The sequence below is a fragment of the Gilliamella sp. B14384G12 genome (genome assembly GCF_016101825.1).
In the GTDB taxonomy this organism is placed as follows: domain Bacteria; phylum Pseudomonadota; class Gammaproteobacteria; order Enterobacterales; family Orbaceae; genus Gilliamella; species Gilliamella apicola_N.
This window is the reverse complement of sequence record NZ_JACFPU010000017.1, coordinates 41,624-55,391: the sequence shown is the minus strand read 5'-3', so window position 1 is coordinate 55,391 and position 13,768 is coordinate 41,624. Positions and strand designations below refer to the sequence as shown.

The window sequence follows — 13,768 nt, the reverse complement described above, 5'->3', positions numbered from 1 at the left end:
TACCCATGTGAGAGTAGGGAGCCGCCAGACTTTTAAATATAGAGAGAGCCCAGCAGGAATGCTGGGCTTTTTTGCATATAGAGATTATAAAACTGACTGAAATTTATATAAGTGTTATATTCAAGTATATAACTAAACATAAAAATCAACGTTATATTTATCTTACACATCATACATAACCTTAAATATTTCTTATAAGTATCATTATTTTAACTATATTAATGATATACAATTCTATTCTATTGAAAACTAAAATTTGTTTTTTTACTAAAACTATATTGGTATTCAATGAAAATACATATAACATATTCGTTAGTGATGATAAGGAATTTATATGGATTTATTGGAATTACGCGAACAATATAGAAGTGGTAAACAATACAAATATATATACTTTTGGGGGCATGTAGAAAAGCAACCTTCTATCATAACAAAGAGTTGTTTTAGCCAATGGTATCCAAGTCGTTTTGAGGTTGATAATATTTACTATGCAACAGCAGAACATTATATGATGGCTGAGAAAGCAAGATTATTCGGTGGTGAGCAAATATTATCAAAAATACTTACTGCTAATTCACCTGGATTAGCAAAAGCATTAGGGCGTCAAGTAAAAGGCTTCATACCGGATATTTGGGATGCACACTGTTTAAATATAGTCATAAATGGTAATTTTGCTAAGTTTTCACAGAATCCAAAGTTAACTGATTTTATATTATCAACCAAACAAAGAATATTAGTAGAAGCAAGCCCCGTCGATAAAATATGGGGGATAGGTTTGTCTATGGATGATCCTAATATTGATAATCCGTTAATGTGGCGTGGAAAAAATTTGCTTGGATTTGCTTTAATGAATGTTCGACAACAGTTACAAAAAAAATTATGAAATTATTTAACTAATCTTGGATAAGAAGCAATATTCTGCTAATAAATATTGCTTCTTGATTTATTAACCTAATAATAAGGCATCGTCAGTTACTTTTTCACCACGAGTTTTTTCAAACATAGCGAGCAAATCGTTTACTGTTAGCTTTGAACGTTGTTCTCCAGAAACATCAAGTACGACCTGACCTTGATGAAGCATTACTGTTCTATTGCCGTACTCTAATGCTTGTTTCATAGAATGGGTAACCATCATGGTAGTTAAATGATTTTTAGAAACAATTTCATCGGTTAGGTCTAAAACAAATTGTGCTGTTTTAGGATCGAGAGCTGCTGTGTGTTCATCAAGTAATAATATCTTGGATGGTTGTAATGTTGACATGAGTAGACTGACGGCTTGTCTTTGTCCACCAGAAAGCAATCCCATCATATCGGACAATCGATTTTCTAAACCTAAATTCAGCGTTGCTAGTTTTTCTTTAAATATTCCGCGTAACTTTTTATTTAAAGCAGGAGATAATGTAAAGCTATGACCCCGGTTATAAGCAATAGCAAGATTTTCTTCAATGGTTAAGTTTTCACAAGTCCCAATCATTGGGTCTTGAAATACTCGAGCAACTAAACCAGCCCTTTTCCATGCAGGCCATCGTGTTACATTTTTTCCATTAATAATGACACTGCCTGAGTCGGCAAGTAAATCACCACTAATTACATTGAGTAATGAGCTTTTTCCAGCTCCATTACTACCTATAATTGTAACAAATTCACCTTCGCTTATATTAAGATTTAATCCTCGTAATACATGATTTTCGATAGGTGTCCCTTGATTAAAAGTTAATTGTAATTCTCCAACTTTAATCATGCTTACTTCCTCTTTTCTTTGCACGTTTTTTTAACTGTTTAGGTAAAACTAAAGCAAGTACTACCAAGATTGCTGTAATAAGATTTAAATCTTCGGTTCCAACACCAATCGCTTGTAAAAATTCATTACTGAGTGCAAATGCAATGAATAAGCGATATAAAATCGAACCAAAAATAACCGCCAGCATAACAGCCCAAATACGCTTAGTTGGAAAAATACTTTCACCAATAATAATTGATGCAAGCCCTATAACTATAGTACCTACGCCAATCGTAATATCTGCTCCGCCTTGGGTTTGTACGAATAATGAACCGCCAAGAGCAATTAAGCCATTCGATATTGCCATACCAAGAATCGTGATACCACCAGTTGGAATACCTTGAGATTTAGCCATTCGTTGGTTGGTTCCTGTTGCTCTTAAAGCTAATCCCATTTTAGTATTTAAAAAGAGATTAAGTAATAACCAAAATAGAATTACAAAACCTAATATCATAAGTGGTTGTACAATATATTGGTTACTGTAATCCTCAGCAATAAATGGTGAAAATATTGTTTTGGCATCAAGCAAAGAAAGATTAGGCGAACCAGCCAACCTTGGTGTTTCGTCCATAATATAAGGTCCAATACCTAATATTCTTAAATTGATAGAATAAAGACCTATCATGACGATGATACTTGAAAGTAGTTGTAGTATATTGAGTTTAACATACAATATTCCAGTCATTGCTCCAGCAATACAACCTGCAAACATACCTAACAATGTCGCTATCCATGGATCAATACCTACGTAAATACATAGACCACAAATAGCCCCTCCAAGCGGAAAACTTGCATCAGCGGTAAGATCCGGAAAATCGAGTAAACGGAATGAGATAAAAACACCTAAACTAACCAGTGCATAAATAAGTCCAATTCCAATAGAACTTAATAAAAATTCAAAAGACATGAAAACATCCACTAAAAATTAACCGCCAAAATGGCGGTTTAGTTATCAAAAGTTACAATTATTTTTCAACAATTTTGGCTGCTGATTTTAATACATCTTCAGATAAAGTAATACTTTGGCGTTCAGCAGCTTTTTTATTAATTGTTAATTGAGTAATATTACCAACTTGTGGTGGAATATCCCCCGGTTTTTCGCCATTAAGTATACGAATAACTATTTTACCAGCTTGGCGGCCAAGATCATAATAACTCATTCCTAAAGCTGCAATTGCACCACGTTCGGCTGATTCAGGATTTGATGCAACAAGAGGAATTTTACTTTCATTAGCAATTTTAGCTAAAGCTTCATAAGATGAAACAACGTTATTATCGGTAGTCGTATAAATCATATCAACCTTACCTTTTAAACTTCTTGCCGCTGTTGATATATCAGAGGTTCGCTGTGCAGGAGCTGCGATAATTTTCATCCCTCTTTTTTCAAGTTCGATTTGCAATTGTTTTAATATAATCGTTGAATTAATTTCACTTGGACTATAAACATAACCAATATTTTTAGCATCAGGTTTAATTTTTAACATCATCTCAATTTGAGAATCTAGAGATAAGGCATCGGATACGCCTGTCACATTAGTTTTTGATGCATCCCAACTTGGTGTTAATTTAGCAGCCACAGGATCAGTAACAGCGGTAAAAACAATAGGAATAAGTTTTGTTGTTGCAACTAAAGTTTGTGAACTTGGTGTTGCGATACCAACAATTACATCAGGTTTATTTGCGACAAATTGTTTCGCTATTTGAGCTGCATTTGCACTGCTACCTTGTGCACTGGCAAACTGAAGTTTTAAATTTTCCCCAGCAATATAGCCATTATCTTTAAGTTCATCTTCAACACCTTTGCGTACATTATCTAGTGCTGGATGTTCAACAATGGCAGTAATGGCTACAAATTTTTGTTCGGCTTTTGTATCTGCGTAAGAATAAAATGCAGCGAACGGTAAACTGAGAAGCATAAAAAGTTTTATAATATAATTACGCATAGAGAGTACTCCTGTACTGTTTTTTTTACAACCAAGCTAAATTTTGACTTACTATAAAGCAAAATTAAATATTTTTCCAGAATAAAAAAAGAACTCGCAAGTGTAAATATTTCATTACACTGTGAGTGATGATTGGCTATAAATAGGATGTTATTTGTAATATCACACTCTGCTCATACCATTAAGCAAAATTATTCTATACTATTTTTAATAAAATTTTAATTAATTATTGCCCAATTATTTTATAAGCTGATTGAATAATTTCGGGGGATAAATTTACTCCTTGTTTTTTTGCTGCGTCAGTATTAATTACAAGATGTAAGGTTTGTCCAAGTTCTGGGGCAATACTTCCAGGTTTTTCACCATTTAATATCCGAACAACAAGCTTACCTGATTGGCGGCCAACATCATAATAACTCATACCGTAAGCAGCAACAGCTCCTCGTTCGATTGCATCAGGAAACGATGCTAAAAGGGGGATTTTATTTTCATTGGCAAATTTTACTAACGATTCATAAGCGGAAACAACATTATTGTCTGTTGTTGTATAGATTAAATCTACTTTACCTTTTAAAGTATTGGCTGCTGTTGAAATATCAGCAGTTCTTTGTGCGGGAACAGCTACAAGTGAAATATTTTGTTTGGATAAATGAATTTGTAGATTTTTTAGAACCACGGTAGAGTTAATCTCACTTGGACTATAAATATATCCTACAGATTTAACATTCGGCACAATTTTCTTCATAAAATCAATTTGAGGAATAATTTCTTGATAATCTGAAACTCCAGTAATATTTGTGCCCGTCGGTTGCCAGTTTTTAATTAATTTTGCAGCAACGGGATCAGTAATTCCTGCAAATATAACAGGGATTTGTTTGGTTGCTGCAGCAGTTGCTTGTGCGCTAGGAGTTGCAATGGCTACAATGGCATCAGGTTTTGCTGAAACAAATTGTCTAGCTATTTGAGCGGCAGTGGCACTACTTCCTTGTGCACTTTTATATTGTACCGTTAAGTTTTCGTTTAACTTATAGCCACTATCTATTAATTCATCTTTCACGCCATCACGGATTTGATCTAATGATGGATGTTCAACGATTGCTGTAATTGCTACATGTTTAATCTTATCAGCGAAACTAAGCTGCGGGATAAATAGCATTATTATCAAAAAAATAAAGCGTCTCATAAAATACACTCATAAACTAGTACATTAGTTCAATTCTAACCTTATTAATATAAAATGTTAAGATGTATTTTATTCAAATGATAAATATCGCTAATCAAGGCTCTCGTTTGCAAATAAAATTGATTGTGAAATTAATAATATTGATAAAAATTAGTTTAAAACTATCAATGTCAATTAACGCTGTTATTGCGCAAATATAAAAGGATTTATGCCACTTTTAGCAAATCCTTCCTCTTCTGTTTTGATATCTAAGATCAACGAAGCGATATCATCTGCAATAATTTCAATACGAGGATCTTTATCTTGATCTAGAATTTTTAGATAACTATGGCAAGCATCACAACATTCTGTTTTTGTTGCAGATAGCTCTTTATCCAGTGAAAAATATTGAATGTCTTGCATATTATCACAACAAGTACACTTTATTCGAGGTACGTACCATTCACTTTCACATAAGCTACAGTGTAAATAACGTAACCCATTGTTACTTCCAAGTTGAATAATACTGGCAACGGGCATACTATTACACACTGGGCATAACCAGTTTTTATCGGTGCTCTCTGCGATAGCCTTACCTTTGATTTGACTTGCTAGCTGGCTATAGTAAACCGATAATGCTGACCAAATAAACATAGCTTCATTACCTTCTACACAATTAAATTCACCATTAATTAAATGGGTTGCTTTATCTTGTAGTTGTTCTGAACTATTTTGTCTGAGTTGTTCTATCACTAATCGAATTTGTTCTGTGGTTGCGGTAACTGAACTTAATAGGTCGCTTAAATATGTCTGCCAAAAAGTGGATAAAGTAAAGTTATATAAACTTAAAGGTGGGTGTTGACCATCAAGGATATTAGGTAAATCAATGTTCACTGGTTTTTGTTTTACAATATTGGCTTGTACTTCAGCAATTGTGGCACAAAATTTCAAATATTCACTAAATGAACTACTTGTTGCCAGATCTTTTAAACGTTCCGCGCGATGAATATACAGTGTTTTCGGAGATGGATAAAAGAGTAGTGGAATTTGTCGAATAACTGAATTTGTTGTTTGTTGTTCGAGTTGCTCTTGTGGGATGATTTTTATACTCATTATTGATTACCGTTTACTATCGTTTTATCCATAATTTTTCATAATTAAATGTTATCGGTTAATTGAAATTAACCGATAACATTTATTCGATGTAATGAGTTATTACGCTGGTTTATGCTCTACTTTTGTTGTTTGTTCTGTTTCTGTTTCTGCTTCTGCTTCGGTATTAGCATTAAGTTCTTTCTGATATATTTTTGCCATTTCTTCTTCATACCATGCAGAATGGTTTTTACGAGCCCAAGCACGTGATACATAACCGGTTATCATGCCTTTAATTGATCCTTTAACCCAAAGAGCCATATAAGCATGGCCAATAGCGAGTAAAATTAATCCTATTGCAGCAAGCGAGTGGAAGAATATCGCGATACGGACAATTTGAACTGGAAAATAGTCAGAAACATACCTACGCCACATAATCATTCCAGTGATAAATAACACAGATATCAGGCTCATAATACACCAGAATAAAAACTTCTGACCAACATTGTATTTACCAATTGGAATACCTTCTTCTTTACCCATAATTACATGCTTAAAGTTCTTTATCCATATAATATCTGCTTTATTTGGAATATTATGGTGTGCAAGTTTCAGAAACATAAACATTAATAGTACGAACACAACACAGCCAATCATTGGGTGCAATGCTCTAACTAATTGAGGGGTTCCGAGTACTAAACCAAACAGTTTAATTGATGGAAAAAATAAAAATAGGCCAGATAGTGCAGTTAGAATAAAAAGACACACCATGCACCAATGACAAAAGCGAACAATAAGTGGTGTTCTTAATATCATGTCTTTTTTATTCATGACGATTCTCCTGTTGTGCTGAATTAGTGCTATTTTTACGTTCAAAAATTGGTAATCCTAGACGTTTTCTAGCTTGTTTATCAGCTTCTTTTTCATGCTCTATATCTTCTTCATCAACTTCAATTGCACCAACACCCATATAATGGAATAGTAGGCCCCCAAATGTTGCAATGAATGCAGCTGCGGATAACGGTTTCCATGCACCTTTCCAGAATTTAACAATTTCACTAATGTGAGGATCTTTAGGTAAACCGTGATATAGTTCTGGTTGATCTGCATGATGTAAAACATACATTACATGAGTACCGCCAACACCTTGAGGATCGTAAAGACCAGCGTGTTCAAAACCACGTTTTTTAAGATCCTCAATGCGATGTTCTGCATGACGAATCATATCTTGTTTTGTACCAAAATGAATTGCTCCCGTTGGACAAGTTTTGACACAGGCGGGCTCTTGTCCCACTGAAACGCGATCGACACATAATGTACATTTGTACGAGTGATTATCCTCTTTACTGACTCGTGGAATATTAAATGGACAGCCAGCAATACAGTAACCGCAACCAATGCAGTGTTCTGATTGAAAATCTACAATACCATTTGCATATTGAATGATTGCACCTTCTGATGGGCAGGCTTTTAGACAACCTGGATCAGAACAGTGCATACAACCATCTTTACGAATCAGCCATTCAAATTTACCGTTTACTTCGACTTCAGAATAACGCATTACTGTCCAAGCTTTAGGCTCTAAGTCTGCTGGGTTATCATAAACACCAACAGTATGACCGATTTCTGCACGTAGATCGTTCCATTCGCTACATGCAACTTGGCAAGCTTTACAGCCGATGCAGGTAGTCACATCAATCAGTTTTGCCACTTCCTGTTGATAATCTCGAACTCGAGGAGCTGGAGTTAAAGCATTCGTTGCTGAGCGGCGGATAATATCTTGAGTTTGTAATGACATATCTTTTATTCTCCCTAACTTATGCCGCTGTAGTTACTTTTTCGATATTCACTAAGAAAGATTTGTATTCCGGTGTTTGCGAATTAGCATCACCTAAATGAGGAGTTAATTCGTTAACTAAAAATCCTTTCTTTGTTTGCCCAGTAAAACCCCATACGATTGGAATTCCAATGGTTTCAACTTCTTTACCATCAACGGTTAGTGTAGGAAGGCGCTTAGTCACAACCGCTTTTGCTTTGATGTAACCGCGGTATGACGTTACTTTAACGGTATCACCAAGTTTTATTCCTTTTTTATTTGCTAAATTCTCACTTAGCTCAATAAATTGTTCCGGTTGTGAAATAGCGGCCAACCTTGCATGTTGCGTCCAAAAATGGAAATGCTCTGTTATGCTGTAAGTTGTTCCGACATAAGGGAATTGGCTGGCATCTCCTAAGCGAGCCAAGTCTTCTTTAAATGCACGAGCTACCGGATTGTTGATCTGGTTAGGATGTAATGGGTTATTGGTAATTGGTGTTTCAAAAGGTTCATAATGTTCTGGGAATGGCCCATCGACTAACCGATTCAAACAAAATAGTCCGCCTAAACCATCATTATTCATAATGAAAGCTCCTGCGCCAGAACTTGGCGATAATGTTGCGGTGAAATCGGCAACGTCATTACCATCCCAACTTGAACCATTCCATTTTACTAAGACTCGTTTAGGATCCCATGGTTGACCATTTTTATCAGCAGAGGCGCGATTATAAAGTACGCGTCGATTCATTGGCCATGCCCAAGCCCAGCCAGCGTGAATACCTTTACCTGATGGATCGCTTGGATCGCGCCGAGCCATTAGGTTGCCTTGCTCTGTCCAAGAACCGCAGAATATCCAAATCCCTGATGACGTTGTACCGTCTGCTTTTAATTGAGAAAAACCACTTAATAATTGTCCTTTTTTAAGAATAATATTGCCATTCGCATCAGTCATATCTGCCAGTGTTCGGCCATTACACTCTTTTGCTAGCTCTTCAGCAGATGGCCCTTCAGGATCTTGATAATCCCACGATAAATTATTAATTGGTTCGTGATAAGCACCACCTTCTTCTTCATAAAGTTCTTTGATTCTTAAATAAATGCGCGCAATAATTTCTGGATCATAAAGTGAATCATAAGGTGGTCTTGCCGCTGCCCAGTGCCATTGCAATAAACGTGATGAGTTAACGATTGTACCGTTTTCTTCAGCAAAACAGTTAGCAGGTAGTCTAAATACTTCGGTTTGAATTTTGCTTGGATCTACATCATTTGATTCGCCATGATTTTTCCAAAATTCAGCCGTTTCTGTTGGCATTGGATCAATGTTAACCAGAAATTTTAGCTTAGATAATCCTTCACGAATACTATTTTTATCTGGTAGCGCAGCAAGCGGGTTAAAACCTTGACAAATAAAGCCATTGGCTTGACCATCACGCATCATTTTGCTGAATCTTAAAACATCATAGGTTTTATCCCATTTCGGTAACCAATCAAATCCCCAATTATTGTCAATAGTGGATTTATCACCATACATAGTTTTCATGAAACTGATAAAAAATTTAGGGTAATTCCCCCAGAAATTAACTTCATTAGGACCGAGTGGTTTTGGTGTTTTTTCATCTAAATATTGTTGAAGTGAAACTTGAGAATCTTTAGGGAGTTCAAGATAGGCAGGTAAACGATTGGATAATAAACCAACATCGGTTAAACCTTGAATATTCGAATGTCCACGTAGGGCATTAATGCCGCCACCCATCATACCAATATTACCTAAAATTAGCTGGATCATCGCGGCCGTACGAATAATTTGTGTACCGTAGCTATGTTGCGTCCAACCTAATGCATATAAAAAGGTTGCAGCTCTGTCATTTGTTTTGGTACTCGCTAAGGATCGGCAAACATGTAAAAATCCTTCAATAGGACTACCAGTTACTTTATTAACCATTTCAGGTGTATAGCGACTTACGTGCTGTTTGAGTAGATTCCAAACACAACGAGGATGATTTAATGTTTTATCACGAAGTGCAAAACCATTTTCATCTTTTTGATATGCCCAACTGGTTTGATCATATTGTTTGGTTGTTGCATCGTAGCCACTAAAAAGTCCACTGTTTGCATCAAAATTAAAATCATCACGAATAATTAAACTTGCGTTACTGTGAGTAACTAAATAATCATAATTAACTTCATTATGTGTAATAAGATAATTAATGATACCGAGCAGAAACGCAATATCCGATCCTGCTCTAATCGGTACATAATGATCAGCAACAGAAGCAGTTCGGTGAAAACGTGGATCAATGGCAATTAATTCTGCGCCGTTAGTAATTTTCGCTTCAATCGCCCATTTAAAGCCAACCGGATGTGCTTCTGCGGCGTTCCCTCCCATGACAATAACAACATTGGCATTTTTAATGTCATTCCAATTGTTGGTCATTGCTCCTCGTCCATAAGTTGCTGCTAAGCTTGATACTGATGGGCCATGACAAACTCTTGCTTGGGTTTCAAGACTTAACATACCTAATGAACGTGCCACTTTAAATGCTAGCCAACCTGTTTCATTGCTAGCGGCAGAAGTAACAAGCCAGCCTGTTGTTGTCCAACGGTTTACTGTTGTACCTTGTTCATTTTTTTCAATAAAATTTTTGTCACGATCTTCTTTCATCAAACGAGCAATGCGATCAATCGCTTCATCCCAACTAATACGTTGCCATTTATCCGAGCCGGGTGCACGATATTCTGGATATTTAACGCGTTGTTCACTTTTGATGTAGTCAAGTACTCCTGCACCTTTTGGACAAAGCGAGCCACGACTAACAGGATGGTCAGGATCACCCTCTACATGAAATATTGATGATTCGGCATTTTTGGCGCCATCTCCCCGGCTATAAAGCAACATTCCACATCCAACAGAACAATACGTACAGTTATTGCGGGTTTCTTTTGATTTTAGTAATTTAAATTGGCGCGTTTGTGCAAGCGCTACATTCGGCATTAAACCCAGTGTAGCTACAGTTGTTCCTGCCATGCCACCAGCACAGATCTTAAAGAACTGCCTACGGTTAAATAGCATATAGACTCCTTAGAAAGCAGACATTACATTATTAAATTTATTGTATTGGAGGCGATAAATATCCTTATTGCTATTAATAATAATCGTTTATTGAACAGAAATAAAGGGAAAAACAAATAGTAATTGTTAAAATTTGATGTTTGTCAAAAAATAAATTGATGTATATATTTAATACGATGAATTTAAGAAAAAGAAAGGTTATATCCTAGTGAAAAAGCTTTAGGAATACATAATGGTTAAGCATATTTATCGCTACTTATTTAATAGTGTATCAAATAAAAATAATTATATATTCCTAAAAACAATACATTTTTAATCTTTTATTAATGGATTGATTTCATCAATAGTTTGCATGACTCGCGCGGTAATTAAAGGTTTAAGTATTTTGTTCATAATTTCAATTTTTGGCAAATTGGCTTCATCTTTATCATCTAAGTAGCCTTGTTCACGTAGTGATGCGACTAATATTGAAAATACGCCTTTGTCAAAAAATTCAGGCGCATTAATACCATGTAAAACAGACAATCTTTCAGCAATTAATCTACCTTCTTTTTCCAAAGTAGCACGACTGATAGATGGATCCTTTTGTAACAAAGAGAATGCAATCATATAGCGCTGTAATGTATCTTTCGATGATGAAGCAAGTAATTGCAATCCTAAAATTTTTAAATAGTTTAACGTTAATTTATCCGGTGAATAATTGATTAAATTTAGTTCAGCATAAGTTGCAATTATATTATTCACATATTCAGTGAGCTGTTCATCATTGTGGTAAAGGAATAATTCGGATTTTATCAATGGGAAAAGTAATTTTACTTGTTCAATGACCTCTTGTGATGAAATTCTATTATGCTTTAACAATATTCTGGCTACTATTGCAGGAATAATGAGTAAATGTTGGATATTATTACGGTAATAGGTCATTAATACCGCTTGTTCGGGTGTAAGACCAACCATTTCACCAACTTCATCTGTTGTGATAATAAATTTTCCCATCTGTTTTGCATGTTCAAACAGCTCTTCGGGAGTTTGATCTGGGATAGTAACTAAATCAGAATAGGGCACTTTGTTTAATAATTTTATGAGATAACCAATATGTTCAATTAATCTAACTTTCGTTAATGCACACTGATCTGCTGCTAATAATATTGAGCTACATAAATTCATTGCATTAATTGCTGCTGATGAATTAATGCGTTCCATTATCTCCTTGGCAAGTAAGTTGGTTGTTGGTGTTAACCAGTGTGGGCGTTGAGAGCCTGTTGGTTCAATTTCATCACGCCAATTAGGGATATGTTGATTTAAAAATTGATTTAATGGGATAGGTTGCCCAAAATTAACATAACCAAAACCTAATTTTTTTAGTTTAAAAAAGGCTTTAATGGTCCGCCATAAACTCTCTTTTTCTTTTTTGGCTCCTCGCAATTCATTTGCATAGGTTGCAACTTCTAAAACATGTTCATAACCAATATAAACAGGAACAATCGTAATTGGTCTGCTATCGCCACGTAATAAGGTCTGTACTGTTATTGTTAACATGCCTGTTTTAGGATCGAGTAATCGTCCTGTACGAGAGCGACCACCTTCAATAAAATATTCAACAGAATAACCACGAATAAATAGTTCAGCTAAATATTCACGAAAAACAGCGGTATAAAGTTTATTTCCTCGAAATGAACGACGAATAAAAAAAGCACCTAAACGTCGAAAAATGGGACCAGCTGGCCAGAAATTTAGGTTAATACCTGCGGCAATATGTGGAGGAACTAATCCTTGACGATAAAGAACATAGGATAACAACAAGTAATCCATATGACTACGATGGCAAGGCGCATAAACAATCTCGTGCCCGTTTTGTGCTAACTCCCGAATTGGGTCCGCATTGGTAACTTTTAATCCTTGGTAAAGTCTATGCCATGCCCAAGTCAGAATAAAGTCAGTTACTCTGAGCATACGATAAGAAAAATTAGCTGCAATTTCATTTAAAATGGATAAGGCATTTTTTTTAGCTTTATCAAGATTAATGTTTTTGCTTTTTGCTTCTTCTTGTATGGCTTCTGAAATGTTTGGATTATGTAATAATTTATTAAGCATTTCTTGTCGAACAGGCAGTTTTGGCCCAACTGATGCTGTTCTTTGTTTAGCAAAATGAATTCGAGCAACACGTGATAATTTGCGTGCTAATGTTGAAATATCTTGGTTATTGTCAAGTTGGAGCGTTTTAAATGAAACGGTTCGAGAAAAGTGAGTATAACAATCTCGCCCAGAAACAATTATTTTATATAACTTATACGTTGCACCCACCACTTGCAGTGATGGCATTTTTTTGCCTTCTTTATCTGGTCTTCGCCCAAACATTACCGAAACTGGTAACATTTGCACATCCAGATCATGATTTTGCTGATGTGCAGAAATATAATCTCTTAGAATCTCAATAGCTTTAGTTTGTTGTCGATAAGAGGCAAAAATACCCGGTCCTTTATCAATATAAATATACGACGGTACGATCTTTCCATTGATTTCAATGCCTGTCAGGGGATCAGGTAAATGATATTTTAAACAAAGAGATCTAACGACCATCAAATCAATTTGTGAGTTATAAGGAAGTACATATAAAATAGGTTTACTTGAATCCAGATTCAGTTCTTCTATTGGATCGGTAGGAATCGGTTTACTTTTAACAAAAAGTTTGACTAAGATTTGGATAAGCAAAAAATAGACTTTAGTCCACCATGAAAACATAAAAAAATAAACCTCAGAATTTTACACTATTGATATACTTAAATAAATTTAATTATAAGCTTGTTAATTAAACAGAACTATTTGTTAATCTTATAAAACTAAACGTTTTTTAAATAAAGAGATAACTTAAGTATATACTCGTTACTAATTAATTGTTAGCAAT

The 13,768-nt window shown here is 35.2% G+C and carries 10 protein-coding genes; 1 reads left to right on the top strand and 9 read right to left on the bottom strand.

What is annotated here, in order from left to right; all coding sequences use genetic code 11:
* The first annotated feature begins 334 nt into the window (after positions 1–334).
* A complete protein-coding gene (locus H3S73_RS13040) occupies positions 335–883 on the top strand; it encodes an NADAR family protein (protein ID WP_198236805.1) in 549 nt (182 codons plus the stop codon).
* A gap of 63 nt (positions 884–946) precedes the next feature.
* Here the strand turns inward: H3S73_RS13040 and H3S73_RS13035 are convergent, their stop codons facing one another.
* The 9 genes from H3S73_RS13035 to plsB form a co-directional block, all read right to left on the bottom strand.
* Positions 947–1,741: an ABC transporter ATP-binding protein gene (locus H3S73_RS13035; protein WP_198229020.1), complete on the bottom strand. Its 795-nt coding sequence runs from the start codon at positions 1,739–1,741 to the stop codon at positions 947–949.
* A complete protein-coding gene (locus H3S73_RS13030) occupies positions 1,734–2,687 on the bottom strand; it encodes an ABC transporter permease (protein ID WP_198229019.1) in 954 nt (317 codons plus the stop codon). Before H3S73_RS13030 ends, H3S73_RS13035 begins: the two co-directional genes overlap by 8 nt.
* A gap of 58 nt (positions 2,688–2,745) precedes the next feature.
* Complete coding sequence (locus H3S73_RS13025) at positions 2,746–3,723, bottom strand: ABC transporter substrate-binding protein (RefSeq protein ID WP_232353003.1); 978 nt, start codon at positions 3,721–3,723, stop codon at positions 2,746–2,748.
* 226 nt (positions 3,724–3,949) lie between these two features.
* Positions 3,950–4,906, bottom strand: a complete 957-nt coding sequence (locus tag H3S73_RS13020) for an ABC transporter substrate-binding protein (RefSeq protein ID WP_198229018.1) — start codon at positions 4,904–4,906, stop codon at positions 3,950–3,952.
* A 183-nt stretch (positions 4,907–5,089) separates the two neighbouring features.
* A complete protein-coding gene (gene fdhE / locus H3S73_RS13015) occupies positions 5,090–5,998 on the bottom strand; it encodes a formate dehydrogenase accessory protein FdhE (protein ID WP_198236806.1) in 909 nt (302 codons plus the stop codon).
* 102 nt (positions 5,999–6,100) lie between these two features.
* Positions 6,101–6,808, bottom strand: a complete 708-nt coding sequence (locus H3S73_RS13010; protein WP_198236807.1) for a formate dehydrogenase subunit gamma — start codon at positions 6,806–6,808, stop codon at positions 6,101–6,103.
* A complete protein-coding gene (gene fdxH, locus H3S73_RS13005) occupies positions 6,801–7,775 on the bottom strand; it encodes a formate dehydrogenase subunit beta (RefSeq protein WP_198236808.1) in 975 nt (324 codons plus the stop codon). The genes H3S73_RS13010 and fdxH overlap by 8 nt, the downstream gene beginning before the upstream one ends.
* A 19-nt stretch (positions 7,776–7,794) precedes the next feature.
* A complete protein-coding gene (fdnG, locus tag H3S73_RS13000) occupies positions 7,795–10,863 on the bottom strand; it encodes a formate dehydrogenase-N subunit alpha (protein WP_198236809.1) in 3,069 nt (1,022 codons plus the stop codon).
* 312 nt (positions 10,864–11,175) lie between these two features.
* Entirely contained in the window at positions 11,176–13,605 is a 2,430-nt protein-coding gene (gene plsB / locus H3S73_RS12995; RefSeq protein WP_198236810.1) for a glycerol-3-phosphate 1-O-acyltransferase PlsB, read from the bottom strand.
* Between the last annotated feature and the right edge of the window lie 163 nt (positions 13,606–13,768).